General features: G+C 44.0%; 22 protein-coding genes. 13 read left to right on the top strand and 9 right to left on the bottom strand.

Features of this window, described 5'->3' with window-relative positions; translation table 11 throughout:
- Positions 1-102: 102 nt before the first annotated feature.
- Positions 103-459 (bottom strand): DUF1304 domain-containing protein, encoded by a 357-nt coding sequence (locus HW560_RS03855; RefSeq protein WP_177185942.1) that lies wholly within the window; start codon positions 457-459, stop codon positions 103-105.
- 264 nt (positions 460-723) lie between these two features.
- Here HW560_RS03855 and HW560_RS03850 point away from each other — a divergent pair, with 264 nt between their 5' ends.
- Positions 724-1257, top strand: coding sequence for an MOSC domain-containing protein (locus tag HW560_RS03850; protein WP_090905432.1), 534 nt, complete (start codon positions 724-726; stop codon positions 1255-1257).
- Between the two features lie 63 nt (positions 1258-1320).
- Here HW560_RS03850 and HW560_RS03845 read toward each other — a convergent pair whose 3' ends face one another.
- The 4 genes from HW560_RS03845 to HW560_RS03830 all read right to left on the bottom strand — a co-directional run bounded on the left by HW560_RS03845 (position 1321) and on the right by HW560_RS03830 (position 7584).
- The gene (locus tag HW560_RS03845; protein ID WP_090905403.1) at positions 1321-2130 is read right to left on the bottom strand and encodes a helix-turn-helix domain-containing protein; all 810 of its coding nucleotides are present in this window, start codon (positions 2128-2130) and stop codon (positions 1321-1323) included.
- Positions 2127-2672 carry an AAA family ATPase gene (locus HW560_RS03840; protein ID WP_257031677.1) on the bottom strand — a complete coding sequence of 182 codons (546 nt, stop codon included), beginning with the start codon at positions 2670-2672 and terminating at the stop codon, positions 2127-2129. Before HW560_RS03840 ends, HW560_RS03845 begins: the two co-directional genes overlap by 4 nt.
- Positions 2673-2696: 24 nt before the next feature.
- Positions 2697-3434 carry a WecB/TagA/CpsF family glycosyltransferase gene (locus tag HW560_RS03835; RefSeq protein WP_090905401.1) on the bottom strand — a complete coding sequence of 246 codons (738 nt, stop codon included), beginning with the start codon at positions 3432-3434 and terminating at the stop codon, positions 2697-2699.
- A 352-nt stretch (positions 3435-3786) separates the two neighbouring features.
- The gene (locus HW560_RS03830; RefSeq protein ID WP_179262094.1) at positions 3787-7584 is read right to left on the bottom strand and encodes a DUF4073 domain-containing protein; all 3798 of its coding nucleotides are present in this window, start codon (positions 7582-7584) and stop codon (positions 3787-3789) included.
- 294 nt (positions 7585-7878) lie between these two features.
- Here HW560_RS03830 and HW560_RS03825 point away from each other — a divergent pair, with 294 nt between their 5' ends.
- Together HW560_RS03825 and HW560_RS03820 are read left to right on the top strand one after the other, a co-directional pair.
- Positions 7879-8328, top strand: a complete 450-nt coding sequence (locus tag HW560_RS03825; RefSeq protein WP_179262092.1) for an SRPBCC family protein — start codon at positions 7879-7881, stop codon at positions 8326-8328.
- Positions 8329-8495: 167 nt separating this feature from the next.
- Complete coding sequence (locus HW560_RS03820) at positions 8496-10025, top strand: methyl-accepting chemotaxis protein (protein WP_090905396.1); 1530 nt, start codon at positions 8496-8498, stop codon at positions 10023-10025.
- 138 nt (positions 10026-10163) lie between these two features.
- On the opposite strand, the gene pyk is transcribed toward HW560_RS03820, so the two are convergent.
- Positions 10164-11579 carry a pyruvate kinase gene (pyk, locus tag HW560_RS03815; protein WP_076292255.1) on the bottom strand — a complete coding sequence of 472 codons (1416 nt, stop codon included), beginning with the start codon at positions 11577-11579 and terminating at the stop codon, positions 10164-10166.
- A gap of 112 nt (positions 11580-11691) precedes the next feature.
- Here pyk and HW560_RS03810 point away from each other — a divergent pair, with 112 nt between their 5' ends.
- Positions 11692-12471 carry an AraC family transcriptional regulator gene (locus HW560_RS03810; protein ID WP_090905394.1) on the top strand — a complete coding sequence of 260 codons (780 nt, stop codon included), beginning with the start codon at positions 11692-11694 and terminating at the stop codon, positions 12469-12471.
- A 149-nt stretch (positions 12472-12620) separates the two neighbouring features.
- On the opposite strand, the gene HW560_RS03805 is transcribed toward HW560_RS03810, so the two are convergent.
- The gene (locus HW560_RS03805; protein ID WP_179262090.1) at positions 12621-13298 is read right to left on the bottom strand and encodes a phosphatase PAP2 family protein; all 678 of its coding nucleotides are present in this window, start codon (positions 13296-13298) and stop codon (positions 12621-12623) included.
- Positions 13299-13604: 306 nt separating this feature from the next.
- On the opposite strand from HW560_RS03805, the gene HW560_RS03800 reads away from it, so the two are divergent.
- The 4 genes from HW560_RS03800 to HW560_RS03785 all read left to right on the top strand — a co-directional run bounded on the left by HW560_RS03800 (position 13605) and on the right by HW560_RS03785 (position 15778).
- On the top strand, positions 13605-14390 hold the full coding sequence (locus HW560_RS03800; protein ID WP_090905390.1) for a CPBP family intramembrane glutamic endopeptidase: 786 nt from the start codon (positions 13605-13607) through the stop codon (positions 14388-14390).
- 144 nt (positions 14391-14534) lie between these two features.
- Positions 14535-14771: a DUF6953 family protein gene (locus tag HW560_RS03795; RefSeq protein ID WP_090905388.1), complete on the top strand. Its 237-nt coding sequence runs from the start codon at positions 14535-14537 to the stop codon at positions 14769-14771.
- 389 nt (positions 14772-15160) lie between these two features.
- Positions 15161-15361 (top strand): cold-shock protein, encoded by a 201-nt coding sequence (locus HW560_RS03790; protein WP_024633772.1) that lies wholly within the window; start codon positions 15161-15163, stop codon positions 15359-15361.
- 189 nt (positions 15362-15550) lie between these two features.
- The gene (locus HW560_RS03785; protein ID WP_024633773.1) at positions 15551-15778 is read left to right on the top strand and encodes a cold-shock protein; all 228 of its coding nucleotides are present in this window, start codon (positions 15551-15553) and stop codon (positions 15776-15778) included.
- A gap of 253 nt (positions 15779-16031) precedes the next feature.
- On the opposite strand, the gene HW560_RS03780 is transcribed toward HW560_RS03785, so the two are convergent.
- Positions 16032-16388: a hypothetical protein gene (locus HW560_RS03780; RefSeq protein WP_090905386.1), complete on the bottom strand. Its 357-nt coding sequence runs from the start codon at positions 16386-16388 to the stop codon at positions 16032-16034.
- A 164-nt stretch (positions 16389-16552) separates the two neighbouring features.
- Between HW560_RS03780 and HW560_RS03775 the strand changes: the two genes are divergently transcribed.
- Positions 16553-17293, top strand: coding sequence for a class I SAM-dependent methyltransferase (locus HW560_RS03775; RefSeq protein WP_179262088.1), 741 nt, complete (start codon positions 16553-16555; stop codon positions 17291-17293).
- Positions 17294-17471: 178 nt separating this feature from the next.
- On the opposite strand, the gene HW560_RS03770 is transcribed toward HW560_RS03775, so the two are convergent.
- On the bottom strand, positions 17472-18116 hold the full coding sequence (locus tag HW560_RS03770; RefSeq protein WP_090905382.1) for a GntR family transcriptional regulator: 645 nt from the start codon (positions 18114-18116) through the stop codon (positions 17472-17474).
- A 328-nt stretch (positions 18117-18444) separates the two neighbouring features.
- On the opposite strand from HW560_RS03770, the gene HW560_RS03765 reads away from it, so the two are divergent.
- From HW560_RS03765 to rocF, 4 genes are all read left to right on the top strand, one after another.
- Positions 18445-19266, top strand: a complete 822-nt coding sequence (locus tag HW560_RS03765; protein WP_090905380.1) for an ABC transporter substrate-binding protein — start codon at positions 18445-18447, stop codon at positions 19264-19266.
- A 23-nt stretch (positions 19267-19289) separates the two neighbouring features.
- Positions 19290-19946, top strand: coding sequence for an amino acid ABC transporter permease (locus HW560_RS03760; protein WP_090905378.1), 657 nt, complete (start codon positions 19290-19292; stop codon positions 19944-19946).
- Positions 19947-20086: 140 nt separating this feature from the next.
- A complete protein-coding gene (locus tag HW560_RS03755) occupies positions 20087-21280 on the top strand; it encodes an ornithine--oxo-acid transaminase (protein WP_179262086.1) in 1194 nt (397 codons plus the stop codon).
- A gap of 53 nt (positions 21281-21333) precedes the next feature.
- On the top strand, positions 21334-22302 hold the full coding sequence (gene rocF / locus HW560_RS03750; RefSeq protein ID WP_257031670.1) for an arginase: 969 nt from the start codon (positions 21334-21336) through the stop codon (positions 22300-22302).
- The last annotated feature ends 578 nt before the right edge of the window (positions 22303-22880 follow it).

Below are 22880 nucleotides of genomic sequence, written 5' to 3'. Positions count from 1 at the left end.
CAGACCAATCACATGATCAGGCATATTCCGATGCCTTTATAACCATACCTTACCACATTGGAGCTTTTAATGAATCCCGGTATGGTACTGCCCATCAGGTGATCAGAGGAAAAGAACGAGAAGTAATGCAATGATCGCAGGCAGCCCTTGTTTGATAATGATGGACCGAGTAGCGGTTACACCTCCGTAGAGGGCGGCGATAATGACACATGCCAGGAAGAAGATCTGAATGTGCTGTCCGACGGATGCATCCGGATAAACGAGTCCCCAGATCAAACCTGCGGCCAAAAATCCATTGTACAGACCTTGATTGGCTGCCATGGACTTGGTGGATTCGGCTAGTTCAGGGGTAAGACCGAACGTTTTCATCGTGCGTGGACGGGTCCACAGGAACATCTCCATCACCATGATGTAGAAGTGCTCGATGGCTACAATAGCCACGAAAATGATACTAATCAAAAGAAACACCTTGCTTTCTTATATGTCATTTATTTACTTGTCCTACTCAGTATAAATGTTTACCATCCGAACTGAAAGTATAAATTTAATTTTACACAAATTAATTGTGTGAATTGTTTATGGATTCATGATTTTCATTAATAATGACGCCACGGATTAAGTACAAAGATAAACATACGCTGATTGTCGAAAATCCATTCATTGGGTAATAATGAACAATAAAGAATATGAAATTACTCATGGAAAAGGGGGATTAGCGTGGGTGTGGGAACCGTTCAATTCGTCCTGCTGGCGGATGATCCATCAACATTTGTTACACGAGTCGTACCTTTTATTGATATTGAACTCGCTGGAATTCCGAATGACCGGCATTATGGTCTGTTGCGCCCAGCCGACTCCCGCCAGAAAATATACAAACGGGGAACGCCGGTTGCAAATCGCAGGCAAATCAGTATTGTCTCGGAAGAGGAATGTGCTCTCATAGCACAGAAGATGAATATTCCTGAAGTACGTCCGGAGTGGCTCGGCGCCAACCTATTTGTCCGTGGTGTTGAAAAGTTGACGGAGCTTCCTGTCGGGACCCGACTTCTGTTTCCGGATGGAACCGGGCTGATCTGCGAAGGGGAGAATCTGCCTTGTGTACACCCAGGGAAAATCATTGAGCAAGTCTACGAGCAGGATGGGTTGCGCAAAAAGTTCGTGCCAGCCGCCCGCAAAAAACGCGGAATCGTCTGCTCAGTCGAGCGTGAAGGCGTCATCACCACCGGAGATACCGTCGAAGTTGTTCGCCTGTCCTGAGGCTTCAGGACAGGTTTTTGCATTGCAGTCTAGTCCTTTGCTTCGACTGCAGTTCATCTCACTTTATCCTCTGGAATGGACGTAATCTTCAGGTGTGCTGCCGATGATGGACTTGAAGTCTTTGATAAAATGTGACTGATCATGATATCCAAGGTCCTGGGACAGCTTAACCAGATCGCAATTCACACCCCGCTCCATCAGCTCAGCAGCATTTTGCAGGCGGTAGAGTTTGATGACCATTTTGGGGCTGATGCCCACATACTGATTGAACAGGCGCTGGAGCTTTCTTGTGTGCATTTTCCAGGAGGCAGATAAGTCATCGACTCTTAACATATCCCGATGCTGTTCAATATACAGCACAATCTGGCTGACCAGAATGGCTTGATCATCAGGAGGAGGGAGGTGTTTACAGAGAAGCTGATCCATATAACTGACTTTGTCCGCATCACTTTCATCTCCGAGCAGACGTTCTTCGAGCAGTGGAGCATCGACACCAAGCACACCAGAGACATCCAAGGGGTTCCCATACAATGTGGAGACGGGATTACGAATGAATGGATAGAATCCGCCAGGCTTAAACTTCACCCCAAACACGGTTCCTTTTTCACGGACGAGATAGGAGAATTTCTGTCCGGATGGACCAAAGAAAAAGGTGTTTCCACGCTCTACCACCAGATTGACACATGGATTGGGAACCACATGTTGAGGATAAGGATCATGCCCGGTAAGATCCCAGGAGACGATCCAGAAATGCTTGACCAAAGAACTCAATGCCTCGGAAGGGGCATACCGTGTCAGGCAATATCTTTTGTCGCCCTCATCCAGTTTCAGAAGACCCATACTGGGTCTGATCGCATGATCCTCATGTTTCATCTTGTCGATTCCTCCAGGTATCTAGTCAATTCTGCTTCGTTACGAACCATACACAATTTATGTTGGTGAGGCTGCAAAAACGCCATGATTAGCGCCTTTTCCTTACGGTCATGATGATAGCTCCATGTATACATCTTCCAGAGCATGGTGAATGTCTGTCGGTAATTTCCCTGTTCCAGCCCGAGCTTCTGTACTGTGAAACGTTTGAGAATGCGCACATTCCTTTTCCACACGGGGGTATTTAAATAGACGATAAGATCAGCCTGCTCAAAACTGCTTGCTACCCATTTATAGTGCACACCTTCAATAATCCACTGATTGGAATCCACAGCTTTTTGCAGAAGGGTGTCCCGTGTCTCCGGACTATTGCGAATATCCTGTCCTTGAGGTACACGGTGCCACACTATGTTGTCGAGCTCATAATAAGGAAGGTCTAACCTCGCGGATAAATGGCGGGCCAGTGTAGACTTGCCGCTACCGACTGAGCCGATAATATGTATTTTGTTTGGCCTGAGTTTGATCATGGATTGTTCACCGATCATTCCGTAACCAGTCCCCTTTGTTATTTACCTTTGCTCCCTGAACAGCAACGCACGAACAGCGAAACGTGGCAAAATAAGTTGTCTGCGCCATCTGGAAGGCTGGCTGAGCAGTCGATAAAGCCATTCCAAGTTAAGCTTCTGCCATATGGCAGGTGCTCGTTTGGTTTTGCCGGCCAGAATATCCAGGCTTCCCCCGACTCCGATGGCTACACGAGCATTGAGTTGATGGCGATATTTGTTGATCCAGTGTTCAGCATGGGGTGCTCCCAGGGCCACGATAAGAAAATCAGGTTGTGCCTCGTGAATCTCTTCTACAATGTTTTGCTCCTCGCCCGTTGTGAAAAATCCATGATGTCTGCCATGAACAATGACGCCCGGATAGTTTTGCGTAATAACTTCTACAGCCCGCTTACTGACACTTTCTTCTGCCCCGAGCATATAAAAGGACCAATTCTTCCTGCGTCCTTCCTCCAACAAACGAAAAAGCAGGTCACAACCTGTTACCCGTTCGGTCAATTGTCCACCCCGAAAGCGGGATACCATAACAATGCCCGCGCCGTCAGCGGTAATAAGCCCTGCCTGATCCACGACCGAACGAAGCGCCTGATCCTTCTGGCAGGACATGACGATTTCCGGATTGCCTGTGATGACATGGAACAGTTCGGATTGTCTCTGATCGACTACATCACCAAGAATCGTAACCGTCTGATCCATAGTTATATTGGGAAAAGGAATTCCCATAATATTTGTTGTTTGGTTCATATATTTGTTCCTTTCGAGCTCGATCTATTCGTTCCTACCGGTGTCTATTTCCTGTTATTTCATTCCATTTGAGTATATCTGATCTCCTGGCATTGCACTATAGAATGTTTTCGTTGTCTATACTTGCTAGAAACAAATAAATAGATGAAGATTATCGGAATAAACACTAGAGCGTATCTGTTTTATTAACCTTTTCTTACATATATTACAACTACCCTGCCCGTTAGTACTCTCGGCATACGGTTATGCTTCCAGTTAAACTGTAATGAGGCATGAGGATCTCCCTTTAAAAAAACAAAAGCCGCTAGAAATATAGCGGCTTAAAAGGAACAAAATCTTTACTCCTACATATTTAATCGAAGGTGATTGTTTCAATAGCTCCTGCAGGGAATGAACCATATGCAGCTTCCCGAACGTCTACGCTATCTCCAGGTTGAAATGTAACTACTTGTTGTGGAACGAATTTGATCCATTCTTCACCATTCTTCGAGTACTCAATAGCTGACGTTGAAGCAGAAAGGGTATTCCCTCCTTTAAAAATGTTCACTTTAGATTTAAAAGTGAAACTTTTGGCTGGGGCTGCTGGGAGGTATTGTCCTCCTTTTTCACGAAGCAGAATGGTCAGATCCCCTGGAAACTGAGGAGGGTTGTTTTCATCATATGTTGTCCACGTCTCTCCATTATCTGATGAGTATTCCATGGCTGATGAAATGTAATTTGTATCAAAAGTATTACTTATATCATTTATGCCGGCATACATCACAACATTATCTACAAAAGAGACAGTCTTTGCTTTACCTGCAGGCACTTGATTTACTGGATCAGCCTGAACGCGTACCTGTACAAAAACGCGACCTGGGAAGATGGGAGGATTCTCTTCATCATAGTTATGCCAGTTTGTTCCTCCATCCACAGAGAACTCCATAGTTGAATCTGCTCCAATTAATATATTTTTTGCGTCATCATTATCGATGGACGGTTGTTCAGGCGCAGCTGGCAATGTATCTTTTAATGTGATATAAATTGGGGCAGTTTCTGTACCATCTTGAAGTAAGGCACGGACTAACAGTTGGGTTGCCCCTTCAGGAATCGATGTTCCTTCAGCAATCGTATATCGGTTGGATCCATCCTTATCCACTCGATTAATGGAAGCAATCTCTCTACCTTGACTTCCCCAGATAATTTCATATGAACTCACTTTGTCCTCATTTACACCAGGTGTCCAAACTACGTCTCCTCCAATAAGTCCTACTCTTGTGTCAGTATCTGAAAAATTCAGTGTAGTTGGAGCAGAGGATACAACTTCGTATGCTAGATCGTAATAGCTGCGAATTTGAGCAATGCCAGTAAACTCCCCTTGTGGCAATTGTTCTCTGTATTCTAAAATGATTTTGCCAATCTCAATTCTAGAAGCTGCGTTTAAATTATTGAATGCAGTTAAATCAATATTTAATGCTGATGCATAACGCTTGATATATGACTCCATTAAGGAAGCACTTTGCGCACTATTCAGGGAACGAATAGCAGTGGCTTCATTGGTGCTTGGTGCAGGATATTGTTGATTAACGGCTTCTACAATTTCTTTAACATCGCTGTAGGTTGTGTACTTCCCGGCTTGTTCTGCGAGAGCCTTCTGATAATGCTGAGCATTAAACTCAATCAAGCCTAATTCTTGTTTTAACGGAGAAGGGTATGCTTCAAGAAGGTGCATAACCTCTTCAGCCTGGGTTGGATCAACAATGCTTCCTATTTCGATAGCGAGCTGTTTGGTAATAAGATTCACGACTTCCGGACCTGTATAAGTCCCAAACCCACCAAACCCATGAGCAGTAGGTGTACCGTTAGAGCTTGTAAATTTAATAGACAGAGCATTTTTTACATAGGTCCAGTCTAATCTATAGGAAGTTCCATCTCCCAGTGTGACTGGGTCAAAGTTTAAATTAAGGATAGGCATATCCGGAATAGTTAAATCCCACTCTATCGAATTAATTTCAATAAAACCATAACCATAGTTTCTGAGATGCCCGCCTTCTACAATAGCAGATGGATCGGTCACACTAGTAATTGGTGGTGTAAGCACACCAGTGAACTGAATCCTAATTTGTTCAAGGTTTTTCTTTTTAAATGGCAAGATATCCTCACTATTAGGCAAGTAATTGCTTACCGACATGATATAGCTAGGTTTAGTTTCTTCACCTGTATCGCTATTTTTGAAAACGGCCCAAATACCATATGCTTTTGATTGCTCTAAGCCTTCAATTTTAAAGGTTGTTAATTGGTTAGCTGTTGCTTGTACAACGCCGTTTGCAAATGGTACATCTTCAGTAAGTGTTCCATTCTTTATTTGCTCTGCAGTAGGGCGTACATTATCATCTAACCGAACGGCCATATAATAGATCGTCCCCGTTTGGTTTACGGTGACTAGGCCATCAGCGGATGTTTCCATTCGGTTCTGATAACTAGTTCCTTCAATAAAAGGATATCCTGTTGAAGGTGTAGGCGTTGTTGGATTTGTTCCAGGGTTAGACGGGCTTGTCCCCCCTGAACTGCCTCCATTTGCTCCACTATTAGAGGAACCTCCTCCCCCGGTGACCGGTGGTGTATAGCTTGGATTCGGTGTCCCGTTAATTGTTGCAATTTGTGATTTAACTTTATCGTAATTCAAAATCACTTGTTCTGGTGAGACACCTTCTGGAAGTACAATTTTTTGGACAATTACATTCGCTGGAAGAGATACTTTTGCTGAACGTTCGTTAACGGTGACCGTACCAATCACTTTGGCGTTTTGAACGTTGATCGCTCCGGAACCTTGGATGGTCATAGAATCAATATGACCTGTCCCGGATATTGTTATTTCTTTATCACCGGCGTTAACCTCAAGATTACGAATATGTGCATATAAAGAAGCGTTCTGTACTCCTTGACCTATACTCACAGTTTCATAGGTTATGGAGTTATCTCCCCATAACCCTGAGAGCTTGGATTCGATCTGTACTTCTTTAACTACTGTCTTGTTTAAAGACTCAACACGGACATCTTCTTTGGCAATTCTCATATTTTGAAGATTCGATTGGTCAAAGACAACGGTGTTATCGTCTCCACCATTTACATATGTAGTCCCTAATACAGATATTTGTTCCGCGTAAAAATCGTTATTCACTTCAGATGATATTTCCAAGTTGCCTTTTATAGAGATATTCTTAATTGTTATATAATCTGCAGCAACAGTCAGGTCTTTTTCAACAGATATTTTACCCCCGTCGAGTACAAGGTTTCCTGAAAATTCAGGTTTTCCTGAGACTGCAGCCTTACCTGGAGTTACAAGCTTCAATTCAAGTACTTGTGTAATAACGCCATTTTCAGCTTTAAATTGAATGCCTGCGTTTTGTAGAACAGGTTCATTCTTGGATGTGAATAATGCCTTCAAATTATCTGCTACTTGATAGGTCTTATCTCCAATAATCACATTTTCATCATTAATTTTCTGTATGAACTGAAGATTACTCACACTGTTTTGTGAATCGAGTCGAATTAAAATAGCTGCTAATTCTTGACGAAGCACATACTGTTTAGGATAGAAGCTACCATTACTACCTGTCATTAAGCCGGAAGATACAACAGAATTAACTGATTGTTTAGCCCATGTAGAGATGTTTTTTTCGTCTTTTAGATTACTTAGTTGGCGCTCTTCTTCTTTAGGATCTATATCTTTATTTTGAGTAATACGGGTTAAAATAGTTGCTAATTCTTCCCTTGTCACAGAGTTCTTTGGACGGAAGTAACCATTGTTATCTCCCAGCATCCAACCATGATTATGTACTGCATCAATAGCTTGTGCACTCCATGTTTCATTTGGAACATCAGAGAACGTTGTGGAGCTAAATTCCTGTACAGGTAGTTGCATTAATTTAGTGATGGCCATTGCAATTTCTTGTCTTGAAACTTCTTGAAGTGGATAAAACATACCCTGCCGATCTCCGCTAAGCAATCCTTTTTCTTGTGCTTCTTGAATAAAGGATTGAGCCCATGAGGATGCCTTACTCAGGTCTTTGAATGAGGTGGTACTGGATTCTGCAAAAGCACTTGAACTGCTTAATGTGAGTGCAATCGTTGCAGCAGCAGCAATACCAAATTTTTTGGGATAAATCAATGAAAATCCTCCTTAAAAATAAGACTATTTACTCATAAATGATTAAATAATACATCTAAAGTCCTGTTAATCATAATACGAAAAAAAATTTCTCACAATATTATTTTTGTTGAATGCTTCCTGCTCATACAAAAGATAGTTTGACTTTATTTATAAATGAGCATATTGGGTTATCATTTGTTTTCACTGTTGTCGCGTTTTTACAATACGCCGATTGGGGTAAACGATAGGATAGTATTGCAAGCATGTCAGTTGAGTTGTACCTTCAATACAATACATATAGGGAGTGAGTTCATGGAATTAAAATATGAGTTCTATATTAATGCCGGACAGGAAGAGGTGTGGAATGCCCTGATCTCGCCGGATGGTACACGGAGCAGCTTTTTTGGCAGCGAACTTCGTTCTAATTTCCAACCAGGTCAGCCGTTTGCCTATGTAGGGCCTGGGAATGACGGTGCAGAGACGGTTCATGTATACGGCGATATTCTGGAATTCGAACCTCTATCTTTGTTAAGTTACCTTGAGCATCCTGGACCTTCCTACCACGCTAATCACGCTGAGCTTCAATCCAGAGTAGTGTTTCAGCTGGAGAAGGTGGGGGAATGTACGAAATTAACCCTGATCAACGACCAATTTACGGACAACCATCCATCCTTTGCGAACGCACAGAGTAGCTGGTGGATGATATTGAGCAGTATCAAGACATGGGTAGAGACAGGCGAAACGCTGAATTTTGGCTGGTAAAGGTCCGATCGCGAGAAAATATATGAATATAACATCATAACAATGTGAGAAAAGCGCTGATAAGGCGTTTTTTTTTATGTTGTTTTTCGCAAATGGATGAAAACCCTCTACATTTAATGTCTAATGATGTCGAAATATATATAAATGACTTTAGAGGAGAAATCGATATGTTTGGTAAACGTACCCAAATGATCAAGCAAGCCCCTGCGGGTTCGCTTCAACACTTATTGGAATACAGTCGTAAACTGGTTAAAGACGCAGAGCAAGGGATATATACCAGTGAGCTGGAATTAATCAATGATTCTCAGGAAATTGTTGAAATTGCACATAATATCAATAAAGCGGTACATATGCTGAAGAAGCAAAATGAAGCAGCGGATATGCGCCTCAGAATGCTAAATCAGGCATTGAATATCGGACTCTGGGAATCCGAGATTGTAGCAGGAGATCCTCTGGATAGCAATAATATCGTTGCTTTTTCCAATGAATTTCGTCAAATGTTAGGCTTTAGCAATACGAAGGATTTTCCCGATGCTTTTGCAAGTTGGGCCAAATCCGTCCATCCTGATGACAGACCCCAGCTGGTTCAGGAGATTACGAAAAACGTTAATACAACTTCTGAGAAGGCCGCATACAATGTAACGAGCCGAATGATAACAAAGAGTGGAGAAGTGCGCTGGTTCCGGTGTCTTGGACAAGTTGTTAGAAATGATCAAGGCGTTCCGGTTAAACTTCTGGGAATCATGTTTGATATTCATGATGAGAAGAGTAAATCCGATGAGTTAGAAGCACTCGTTACCCGTTATGACCTGGTAAATCGCGCATTAGTGGAAGCGCCGTGGGATATGACCGTTGTGGCTGGAGATGTGGTTAACCCGAATAATGAATTTTGGTGGTCACCACAGTTTCGCCGAGAGCTTGGATTTACCGATGAGCAGGATTTCCCGAATGTGTTCAGCAGTTGGAGCAGCCGGCTTCACCCGGACGATCATGACCGCACGATCAATGAATTTGCCAAGCACATGAATGACTACAGTGGACGGACACCTTACGATCTGGATTACCGTCTGCAACGTAAGAACGGGGAATATCGCTGGTATCATGCAGGTGGTGAGACGGTTCGGGACAGTAACGGAGTACCGCTCCGTGTAGCGGGAACCATTCGTGACGTGACACATGAGAAGAACAAGGAACAGATCGTCGAAGCGATGAATCAGAAGACGAAGCTTTTATCCGAATCCATCGGTGAGATGGTACGTGGAATTAACTCGATTACTGATCAGGCTCAGGAACTGGTTACTGCACAAGAGTTATCCGCGGACGCGGCCATTCAGGTAAAGAGCAGTGCAGATGATACCAAAAACATTACAGCGTTTATTCGGGAAATTGCCAGCCAAACGAATTTACTGGGTCTGAATGCTGCGATCGAAGCAGCCAGAGCGGGAGAATTGGGTCTTGGTTTTGGAGTTGTGGCCGGAGAAGTTCGGAAGTTGGCTGACCATAGCTCGCAGGCTACCGTCAATATTGAAGATAGCATGCAGGCAATGAAGACCTTCATTGACCAGATTCTGGAGCACATTGGCAACATGTCCACACTGACACAGAATCAGGCTGCCCTGACACAGCAGGTAAACGCCTCGATGGATGAGATTAATATGATGTCGCAGGATTTGGTGAACTACTCACGAAATTTGTAAGATGGGATACGGTTTAACCTTGTTGATTGTTGGATGATAAAATGAATTACACAAGAAAAAACAACCGAGACGCAATTTCTGCTCTCGGTTGTTTTTTTGTATTCTCAACACACGATATATGCAAATCTATCTCTTGAATTATACTTGTTGAACTTTGATCAAGTTGGTGTTACCGGATTGACCAATCGGTACGCCAGCGGACAATACGATGATGTCGCCTTTTTCAATATAACCGGTTTTAATTGCATTGCGTGTAGCGGACTCAAACATTTCATCGGTTGTCGTTACTTTGTCGCCCATAACCGGAATGACACCGGAGAGCAGACAGATTTTCGCAAGTACTTCTTCATGCTGTGTAACCGCAATGATCGGTGCTTTTGGACGATATTTGGAGATCATGCGCGCCGTAAATCCACTCTCGGTAGATGTGATGATCGCTTTGGCATTCAGGACAAGGGAGGAACTAACTGCTCCCTGACTGATAACTTCGGTAATGTCAGCTACTTGTTGAGCGGATTTTTGGTTGAATTGTTCTTTGTAATCAATCATCGTTTCAGCACGGCGAGCAACAGCTGCCATTGTGCGCACGGATTGTACTGGGTATTTACCTGCTGCCGATTCACCAGACAACATCACAACGTCTGCGCCTTGAAGAACAGCGTTAGCAACGTCACTAACTTCCGAACGAGTTGGACGCGGATTCACTTGCATCGATTCCAACATGTGCGTTGCGACGATAACCGGTTTACCTGCGCGGTTACATTTATCGATCATTTCTTTTTGCATCATAGGAACGTCTTCGATTGGTACTTCAACCCCGAGATCTCCACGAGCTACCATGATACCGTCAGATGCTTCAATGATATCGTCCAGGTTGGTCATACCTTCCTGGTTTTCGATTTTGGAGATGATTTGTACATGATCTACACCGCGTTCTTTCAGGATGCTGCGAATTTCACGAATGTCGTCGCCTTTACGAACAAAGGAAGCAGCGATGATTTCGATACCGTTTTCGATTCCGAATCCGATGTGCATAACGTCACGTTCCGTTACACCTGGCAAAGTCGTTTTGATTCCTGGCAAGTTAACCCCTTTACGTGGTTTCAGAATGCCGCCGCTGATGATTTTACAGTGAATATCTGATCCCTCCACGGACAGTACAGTCAGATCCACTAAACCATCATCAATGAGGATGCGATCGCCAGGTTTTACAACAAGGTTCAATTCCGGATAGTTTACCGAAATACGCTCAGCGTCACCAAGAATTTCTTCGGTAGTCAGGATAAGCTCTTTACCTGCTTGCAGATGGCAGGATGCTTCTTTCAGTTTGCCAATACGAACTTCCGGTCCCTTGATATCCATCATAATCGGTACATACGTATTCAATTCGGAAGCTGCTTTGCGGATATTGTTAATCCGTGCCACGTGATCTTCCAGCTCACCATGAGCCATATTCAGACGGGCAACCGTCATCCCTTCCTGGATCATTACTTTTAACAATTCGATTGAGTCACAAGCAGGTCCCATAGTACAAATAATTTTTGTTTTCAACATGCTGTTTTCCTCCTCATATGTTTGCTTATATGTGTATTGTAGCGTTTTCTGTCGAATCAGGGTATGAACTATAGTACAATGATTAGAATATAGTCCAATAATGAGGTGTGTTATGGTCACTCCATTAGAAGTACGACACATTAATGGTGTCGGTTGGTACGAAGAAGCGGTGCAGTCACAGGCCACTTGGCGGTTAAGCCTGGTTACTTATGGAAAATGTGTATATTGGGTGAACGGAGAGAAGCAGATCATGGAGAAAGGTGAGCTGCTGCTAATTCCCGCCGGCATTCCGTATTACGGCAAAAGTATTCCTACCGTAACTCACACGCAAATTGTTGTTCAATTACAGGGGGATCATGCACAAGGTTTGCCTGCGCTGGAACGGAGTGAGGCCTTGCGACATAAGCCCGGATGTTATGAACTGATCCATGAACGTATGAAAGCTATCCAACAACAATGGCAGGAACGTCCGTCTTATTATGTCATGATGAGCCAAGCCTTATTGATGGAAGTGCTTATTTATATAAACAGGGAGCTGGACCGCGGTGTTATTCCACCGGAGAGACATCTTCATGCGGAGCGGATGAAGCGATACATTGAGCGGCATTACCGAGAGAAAGTTACGAAAGAAGAGCTCGGGGATGAGATCGGTAAAACTCCTAATTACGCAGCCGCGTTATTTAAAAGCATGACAAATCAGACGATCAGCCAATATGTTCATGATCAACGGATGAAAAGGGCAGTGTATTTGCTTACCGAGTCACAGCTCTCCATTCAGGAAATTGCAGAATTTCTCGGATACCGAGATCTGTCTTATTTTTACCGGATATTCAAGCGTTTAATGGGAAGCCCTCCATCTGATCTGCTCCATGAACGTCCACCCATTGTATGAAGGACAGGGTCCTCATGGTTGCGTCTTGAAAAGTTCTTTCATTTAAGTATTAACTAAACATCAACTTGCAATCACGCAAAAAAAGAGGGCCGAGGCCCTCTTTCTGGTTTCATGACAGTTGAATTACTCCTGCCGATGCAATATAGATCTTATACTAAGCGGTTGCTGCTTGTATTTGTAGCTGTAAGTGGTTGCTTTGTTTTTTTGCTTGCCAGTCCAGCGCGAACTGCAACTACATGCACAGCCCAGTACGCTGCTTCGCCGAACAGAATGCCGCCAGCTACATCCAGCAGCGAATGCTGCTTTACAAACACCGTCGAAGCAATAATTAGCCACAACCATATCGACCATGAGATCCGCGCCATTGGTTTGAAGTTTAAGTGTCGATTGATGATGATGAAGAGCAGATAACTTGTGAGACAGTGGATGCTTGGAAAACAGTTGTATGGAGCATCATTGGTATAGATAAACTGTACGAGCGTGCTGCTTAAACCTGTTCCGATAGCTTCCGGTCGAGGCACGTAAGTAGGGAAGACCGCAAAAACGATGTTGGCTGCGATTACTCCTACGTTATAGGTAATTATCATACGCCAGAATAGCGATTTGTTTGTTAGACCCAAATAGAGAAATCCAAGATACAGAATCGGCATCCAACTGACATAAGGATAAATAAATTCTTTGATAAAAGGAATCTGTGTATCAATCCAGGCATAATTGTAGAAGACATCACTTCCGGTGTTACTGCCTAACAAAACATAAATGGAACCTTGAAGCGGTATACATAAGATTGCCAGCAAATGTCCCCAGCGCAGAAATAATGCTTTCATAGTATCCCCCTGAGTTCGTTCTTCGTTCTTCATTTCACAGCTCTCATCTTAACTCTCCATATATATGACGTTGCAGAAATGTCGTAACCCTGCACCGATTCATTCTTTTAATACTATAATAGACATTTTAGCACTTGAGCCATACCTGATTGTAAGGTAAAAGCTGTAAGAGAAATTCTCTTTTTTGTTACTTTTATAGTTTTATCCAGAAAAGGATAGCAGAATATCGAATAGATATGATAAAACTAAATTGTCATATAAGTTCATATGACAACCAATAAAAATGAAATGAGGCTATTACAATCTATGAACATCCCGCAATCCAAGCAAAACCAATCCTTTTCCACGCGCAGGCCCGTGCTGACGGTAGTCATTATTGAACTGCTCCTTTTGCTCGCGGTTTTCGCGGCAGGGGCGGTAGCTACCGTGAAGCAACTGGACTACACATCACCAGTATTGATGTCGTTTACTCCAATGGCCCTCGTGCTCATTATTTATCTCACCCTGCGACGCAAATGGAGAGAGATCGGATTTCGCTCCATAAGAACTATCCCGGCAAGTCATGCAAAGTATTATATTCCGCTACTCCTTGTACTGGGTACTCTTGCGCTGAAAGGATTTACAGAGTTAGCCTTCTCCAAGGTCGCCTTTTTTATATTTTTCACCTTGCTTGTCGCCTTTGTGGAGGAAACCATTTATCGTGGACTGATCTTCAAAACGTTGCTTCGTAAGAGTGCGGTTGCGGCAGTTGTCACTTCTAGTGTTTTATTTTCCATCACCCATATCATGAATGCATTATCCGGTCAGAGTATGGCAGACACCATTCTGCAACTAATCTATGCATTGCTGCTTGGAGCGGCGCTCGCGCTGTTAATGTTGAAAAACGGGAATATCGTGCCGCTGATCCTCTTTCATTTCATACATAATTTAATTCAATTTCTTGGGAACGACCGGCAAGACACCGGGACACTTGCCTACGATATCTTCATATTGGTTGTGTTGGTTGCTTATTGCGTATGGTTGACGTTTAACGTTCGAACGAAATTATCTTCTTCAGAGAGTACTACACAGGGGAGTTCAGTGGTTCGTTAAACGGGCGTGATAAGTTGCGGCCTAACTCTGTTAACCGCCAGCCATTGGAACGTGGTATACTTCAATCTGGCGGTATGGCAGGCTTGTTCATAATCAATCGGAAGTCCGTCCAACCGTACAATGGGTAGATAAATAGGTGATATTGTGGAAAAGACAGCACAGGCAGTGGCGGAATGGATGGTACAGGAGATTAAATTCACCGGTACACTTCATCAGGAAGCTGCAATTGAATATGTAAGGTCCAATTTTGGAGAAGAATTTGTATTTGTGAATGAGAATGGAAATACTTCGTTATCAAAAGAAGTGAAGAAAGCGTTCCGCAAGCTGCATCGTGGGCAGATTGCATGGGATAGGGATGCCTTTATGTGGGCATGGACCTAGAGTGTTATCCTGTGATTGATTGAGCTTTCATGGATGTGTTGGATATGCATGTCAAAATTTTTTTTAGAAAATGTATAAGTTGGTTCGGATCTGCATATCCTTTCATAAGACCGCAATGAGCGGAAGGGCAAGCGACAAACCCTGTTCCTGTGCGTGCGAATAACATGTATTTCCAAAGCTGTTTGAAAAGAAAATACAAAGATTTGCTTTTTGGTGAAAACGGAGTTATAATAAAAACAAGTTGTAGAGAGTGGAAAACCTAATTCACATATTGTAAAGGGCGATCACTTATAGGTTATGACTGGTACCTTTTTCAATGTGTGAATTTTTATTTGCTTGCTGCAAAGAACAAAGGAACATGTTAATCTTTATTTGGAGGTGTAATTCACATGCAAAACGGAACAGTAAAATGGTTCAACGCTGATAAAGGCTTCGGTTTCATCGAAGTTGAAGGCGGAGAAGATGTATTCGTACACTTCAGCGCTATTACAGGCGAAGGCTTCAAAACGCTGGACGAAGGTCAACGCGTGCAATTTAAAATTGTACAAGGAAACCGTGGTCCTCAAGCAGAAGAAGTTGTAAAACTGTAATTAAAGCATAGCTGCCTTTAACATGTTATAATGGTAAAGGCAGCTTCTTTTTTTTGAGCAGTTATAATGAAAGTCGGCCCAATAGTTGTCGAGACAGAAGTCCGGACGGGACAAAACTTCCGCTAAGTAGTGGCTTCTGTGAAATAACGTCGGATCAGATGTTTTTCCATAACAAAGGGGGTAGAAGTCATGTATAATCGCAAAAAACCGTTGGAAGAGATTCCACAAGCGGATGCGGCAATCTGGGAATGTACGAGTGATACGTGCAAAGGATGGATGCGGGACAATTTTGCGTTTGATAGCGTGCCTACTTGTCCGATATGTGCTTCTGAGATGGTTAGCACGACCAGGATGCTGCCATTGCTTGAAAATTCGAATAGTAATCTGAAAACGATGCCTAAAGGAAATCGGATTTAACATAGCTTACCCGCCTCTAACGAGGTGTTTTTTTTTAAGTTGAACCTGACATCTTGTACAAAGGTAAGGGTCTTAAATAAGAAGTTCCCGGCATTCGTTTTGGCGAATGCCTTTTTTTATATCTTTTTTTTCAATTAATACATCCGATTTACAACAATGTTTTTACTTGGATCTAGGGTTTGAATTAACGATAAATGACAAACAAAGAACCTTCTTGCTTCATGCAAGAAGGTTCTTTGTTTGTTTAGAGATTTTAGATGAACAGGAATGGCAGCAGAAACAGGGTTGCTACCAGAGCCAGTTCGATCCCTGCTCCAGCTCCATAGCCGTAACGCCCGTAACCTCCGCCGTATCCTCCATATGGACCGTAGGCCGAAGATTTAACTTTCTTTGTTGCAACAGTGTTTTTCTTGCTGCTTTTTACAAGCTGCTGTTTGGATTTGACTGAACACAGCCGTGGTCCTTCGAAACATCCGTTCAAATAAATTTTACCATCACGACATTGACCAAGCGTACCATACATATGCTTACCGTCGTTCATAACGAGACAAACGGAACGTCCAACGTGCGGAGAAACCGTTTCTTCGCATACCGGATTAATTCTGTACATGCAAATCCTCCTCATTAGGTGCGGTTGCCGCTTGAATTCAACGGTTTGTATATCATAGTAAAAAGAAGACCGATTGGTATGGACGAGTACCCGGAAATTAGATGGGGAGGAGCCGTTTTTATATCTGCTCCATACACTGGAGGGAGTAAAAGGGAGGGGATCTCATGGATTATCATGATTTGCTGGCCCGGCTTGGAGAAGGGAGTGCCCATCCGGGAGGATTTACAGCAACGATGCAACTGTTGGATACGCTGTCTCTGCCTGCGCATAGCAAGGTGCTTGAGGTGGGATGTGGTACAGGGAGGACGGCTTGTTACCTCGCCCGAAAGGGCTATCGGGTAACCGCGGTTGATCTGAATCGGCAGATGTTGGAGAAAGCGGTGCGACGCGCAAGACGGGAGCGCTTGGATATTCGTTTTATTCAGGCGGATGTAAAATCCTTACCTTTTCCGGATCATTATTTTGATGTGGTATTTGTAGAGTCCGTCACCATCTTTACCCAGTGGCGAAGTACCCTTGCGGAATATAAGCGAGTATTGAAGCCAGGTGGTCTATTCATTGATCGGGAGATGGTGTTATCCGGCAGGAAGACAGAAGTGATGAGCCGTAGGTTGAAACAATTTTATGGAATAAGGACCCTGGCAACCATGACTACATGGAAGAAACGTCTCAGACAGTGTGGATTTACTGAGGTCTTGGTCAAGGAACATTCTCGTTCTATGGGAAAATGGGGCGTGGATCATGATCCTCATCGAGAGATGGATATGAGCTTGTTTGAGGATGAGCAAGTGCAGCGTATGGGTCGCACCAATGATCGTTTGCTTGCGAGATACGGAAAAAAATTGGGTTATGCGGTTTTTGAAGCAAAGTCATCCATGGATAGTGATAATAAACAGAAAGTGTAGGATGACTTGTTGGCGGAGAGGGTAGTCCCCTAACGAATGTAAAAAAATTAGGCTGATGCTGATTTGGCATCTAAAAAAGCAACCCACCCAAAGTGGATTGCTTTTTCTTTACTCTCGGACTCTAAACTCAAGCCAGTGAGTGATCAAAATAGTCCTCGCCAGATTTTGGCTGAAGGCGTTACAGCATATCGTTGTCGATAATGCGCCAGTGATGCTTCAGCAGAGCTTCCAGTTGCGGTTTATCCTTGGCTCGAAAAGCGCTTACGATTTGGCGATGTTCTTCATTTACCTCATTAAGTACACTGGACAGCTTCGGCTTGTTGTCGCTGACATATGATTGGCGAATAAAGCTATTTTTTAACGTGTTTAACATCTCGATGACAGTGGCGTTGCCGCAGCGCTGGATGTACAGGTTATGAAATTGATATTGATTCTTGCTGTAAGCAGCCAGATCGAGCTGGGTGATATCTTCATCCATCCGTGCAATAAGGGCCTCCATCTCCAGGAGCTCAGACGGTTTGAGCTGGTCCGCTGCGAGTGTAGCAGCAAGTGCTTCAAGCGCACCGATGGCCTGCGAGAACTCGAGTTTTTTGCCAGCATCAAATGGAGCCACGATAAATCCCCTGCGTGGGATATATTGCAGAAGATTGTCAGAAGTGAGCTGAAATAAGGCTTCCCGAGTAGGTGTACGGCTGATGTCCAACTTTTTGCAAATCTCCGCTTCATTAATCTTCTGATTGGGGAGCAATGTCCCGTCCTGAATTTTCTGTGCGATATAATCGTAAACGTGATCTTTCAAGGACCGGTATTTGGGTGCCTCCATACCGAATCCCCCCTTCTGTATATAGTGATGATTGGATGTGTGAGGGTGTGAGCCCTGTAATGGTGCGCCGTTCGGGAGTTTCAAGTTTTTATCATCTTAACACCGAGGGGGGAGTTGGGCAAGCAATCTTAATGATCTAAATCAATGTAAGTTTTATGTTAAATAAATTACGTATTATGGAATTAAAGTGTATAAATGTGTTAAATTCATTGCCATGAAATAGATTATTTGTTAGTATTGCTTACATCAAAGTCCATATATTGCCTTGTGTATATTGTATACAAGTTATATGTCTTTATCATTCCAAAACAGAACAGGGGTATGTTGAGTGAAAAGAGTGCTTTTGCCAATGATGCTGTTGTTAATGGTGGTAATCATGTCAGCTTGTGGGCAGGAACAAACGACGGGGGCCGGGTCGGAACCTTCTCCATCCTCTGAGAGTGGTAGCGCAGAGAAGAAAGTTATCGTACTTGGCACCAGTGCAGACTACGCACCTTATGAATTTCACAAAAGCATTAATGGCAAGGACACTATTGTTGGTTTTGATATTGAGATTGCCAAGGCGATTGCTGCGGACATGGGAGCTGAGCTGAAGATTGAGGATATGGATTTTGATGGCTTGCTTATGGCGCTGAGCACGGACAAGGTCGATTTTGTTATATCGGGCTTAACACCTACAGTAGAGCGAAAGAAGAACGTTGATTTTACGGATATCTACTATTATGCAGAACAGGCTGTGCTCGTTAGAGCTGACGAAGGCGACTCGATAACCTCACTGGATGATTTGTCGGGTAAGCAGGTAGGTGTGCAGAAAAGCTCCATTCAGGAAGGCATTGCTCAGGATATTCAAGGAGCCAAACTTACTTCTCTTGCCAAAATTCCCGAATTGATTCTTGAATTGCAGACCGGGCGGGTAGATGCGCTTATTCTGGAGAAGCCGGTTGCGCAGCAGTATGTAAAGAACCAGGAGGGACTGGTTGTTGCAAATGTGAAGATTGAACAGGCAGAGGATGAAGGAGGATCGGCAATCGCCGTGAAAAAAGGCAACAAGGAGCTCGTTGATCAGATCAACAGTACGCTGGAGAAGCTCAAAACGGACGGAGATATCGAACGCTTCGTTGTTGAAGCGAATGAGATGTTAGGCGAATAAACCGGGCGAGTGAGGGATATACCGTGAATTTAGATTTCTCCTTTCTATCCGAACATTGGCAGGATTATGCGCGTAGCGCGTGGGTGACGTTGGAGCTTTCCTTCTTTGGGGTGTTATTTGGTACTTTGCTGGGGGTTATGGTGGCACTGCTGCGTATATCACGAGTGTGGCCTATCAAGTTCGCAGCATCCGCGTATATCGAACTCATTCGCGGTACGCCGATGTTGGTGCAAATTCTCATTATTCATTATGGTCTGACCGTAATTGGTGTGAACCTAACCGCATTTATGTCGGGGGTGGTCGCATTGACCATGAACAGCTCGGCATACATGGCAGAGGTGTTCAGGGCGGGGATTCAGGCAATTGATAAAGGACAGACTGAAGTTTCGCGTTCTCTTGGGATGTCCCATAGCATGACGCTTCGCTACATTATACTGCCGCAGGCCTTTCGAAACATGCTTCCGGCGATCGGTAATGAATTCATTATTATCATTAAAGATTCCTCGCTTGTTTCCATGATCGGGATTGCTGAGATTATATATACGGCTAGAGCCATTCAGGGGGTTACCTTCCAGCCGCTTGCCCCGCTCCTTGTTGCTGCTGCCCTCTATTTTGTAATTACATTTACGTTGGCCAACCTGCTCACCTGGCTGGAACGCAGACTTTCCGTATCCCGATAACGGAATACGGAAAGTCTGCGAATGAAGTGAAATTAGGTGATCGCGGAAAAAGTGAGCAGGAGTCGTAAATGGTCGTGGCGAAGCATACATTGATATTGTATTTTGTATACAATATAATCAAAGAGGGGTGCTGGGAGTATATGTCAGATTCGAAAATGTTAATGGATTGGTCGGAACGTTATGCTGCACCTAATTATCATCCGCTCCCGATCGTCATTGAGCAGGCAGAGGGAGTATGGGTCGAAGATCCCGAAGGTCGCCGTTATATGGATATGTTAAGTGCATATTCGGCATTAAATCATGGGCACAGACATCCGGTAATCATTCAGGCGCTGAAAGATCAGGCAGATCGGGTAACATTAACATCACGGGCATTTCACAGCAGTGCGGCATCACTTTTTTATCAGAAGCTCTCGCAATTTACAGGCAAACCCAAAATTCTGGCCATGAACACGGGAGCTGAAGCGGTTGAAACGGCCGTGAAAGCAGTACGAAGATGGGCATATCGCTGCAAGGGTGTACCGGAAAATCAAGCTGAAATTATCGTATGCTCCGGCAATTTTCATGGAAGAACACTGACGGTCACCTCTTTCTCATCTTCAGAAGAGTACAAAAAAGACTTTGGTCCGTTTACACCCGGATTCAAAATCATTCCTTATGGTGACATTGAAGCGCTTAAACTTGCGATTACACCGCATACGGCCGCTTTTCTTGTGGAACCCATTCAGGGGGAGGCCGGTATTGTCATTCCGCCAGAAGGATATCTTGCTGAAGCCTTTACGCTGTGCAAACAGCACCGGGTGTTGACTGTGGCGGATGAAATTCAGACCGGATTCGGACGAACGGGACGCCGTTTTGCCTCTGACTGGGAGGGGGTTGAGCCTGATATCTGGATTATGGGTAAAGCGCTAGGTGGGGGAGTGATACCCATCTCGGCTATTGCTGCAAATGCAGAAATACTGGATTTGTTTGAACCGGGTTCTCATGGCTCCACTTTCGGGGGGAACCCACTTGCCTGCGCAGTGGCTGTTGCGGCACTGGAAGTTCTGGAAAATGAGAAGCTTGCAGGGCGCTCGGAGCGTCTGGGGAATTATTTTATGAAACAGCTTCAGGGAATTCGCAGTTCAGCTGTGCGTGAGGTTCGAGGCAGAGGGTTGTTCATCGGTGTTGATCTGCATGTACCTGCACGCCCATATTGTGAGAAGTTAATGTCTGTTGGACTGCTCTGTAAAGAAACCCATGAAACAACGATCCGTTTTGCACCGCCACTGACCATTACGGAGACTGAGATCGACTGGGCGTTGGAGCGAATTGCTCAGGTGCTGGGTGACTGATAAACCTTTGATTCTTTGATTACTTCATATAAGCAGCGAAGGAGCTGGCCTACATGGGAAACAATGATATGGAATCTGCAGGAACGCTGAGTGCTTCTAATGAAACGAGCCAATTACATTTGCGTCATCATGACGTTGCCGTTATTAAGGTGCCTTTTGGATTAGGCGGGGCCCGAGGTGGTGCTGAGTTAGGTCCGGATGAACTCATTACCGCAGGATTGAAACGTGAAATTGCTAGCCTTGGGTTGAAAGTATCAAAAGAGATCCGTGTAGATTGTCCCTCAGAGTCTGTAGCTCCAATTGAACGCAATCGTGTGAAATATTTATCCGAGGTTAGACAGGTGAGCGAGCGAGTGTGCAATGAAGTGTCTGGCGCGATAGCGGAAGGAGCTTTTCCACTTGTTCTGGGTGGGGATCACAGTGTAGCTATAGGTTCTCTTGCCGGGTTGTCTGCGCATTATTCCAATCTGGGTGTGATCTGGTTTGATGCTCATGCGGATTTGAATACAGAAGAGCGTAGTCTGTCTGGAAATATGCATGGGATGAGTGTTGCTGCCGCTTTGGGGCATTCTGCATTTAACTTGTCACATATTCCGGGCGCGGGGCCGTTCCTTAATCCTTCCAACCTGGTCTATATTGGCTTGCGTGATTTGGATGTATATGAGAAGGAACAGATCCGAGCACTTGGCATCAAGAGCTTTACAATGCATGATATTGACCGGATGGGTATACAACAGGTTGTTGAACAGACGCTGGCTGTAGTCGGAGAAGGAACAGATGGTATTCATATTAGCTTTGATATGGATTGTCTTGATCCGCGTGAGGCTCCGGGTGTGGGTACGCCGGTACCAGGGGGGCTGAATTACCGTGAAGCTCATTTTGCACTGGAGCTGCTCGCTTCCACCAACCAAGTCACGTCTATGGATCTGGTGGAGGTTAACCCGCTGTTTGATCAGAACAGGCATACGGCCCGCCTTGGAGTAGAGCTGATTGCTTCATTGCTGGGTAAACGGATCTTATAACGATCGGATAGCTATTTCGTGTGGGGATGAATTCATGCTTATATAGAAGGTGATGTCGAATCATATAATGTAATGTTATATAAGAGCCAGGGTCTGACTCATCCATATGATCTTCGACTGAATGAAGATAGGTATGAATGACTTCCCTGGCTATAGATGTTGGATGCACCTCTAGACTCTTGAACGGATGGAGGGTGAAGTTGGTTTTATAGAGTAAGAATGCCTGGGTAAACGTTGCTTTCTGGTACCTTAAGGAGTGTTGGGTATATATACGAGGGTCTCTACTATAGAAGAAAGAGATTGTAGATTATCTGATAGAGAATGTGCTTCTAAAGTTTTTTTGAAAATAAAGCTTGCATTCGAAAACTGTACATGGTATATTCTAATTCCGGCCAAGAAAACACGAGAAACATGGTGCGGCAAGCGAATGAAATAAGCTTCGAAAGAAACTTAAAAAAAGAGCTTGCAAAGTTGGTTCGGATGTGATAAGATATAAAAGTTGCTGAGGTGAACAACACACGGCAATGAAACAAGTTTGATCTTTGAAAACTGAACAACGAGTGAGTAAACATTCTGCT

It is taken from the genome of Paenibacillus sp. E222 (genome assembly GCF_013401555.1).
Taxonomy (GTDB): domain Bacteria; phylum Bacillota; class Bacilli; order Paenibacillales; family Paenibacillaceae; genus Paenibacillus.
This window is presented reverse-complemented; position numbering and strand designations above follow the sequence as displayed.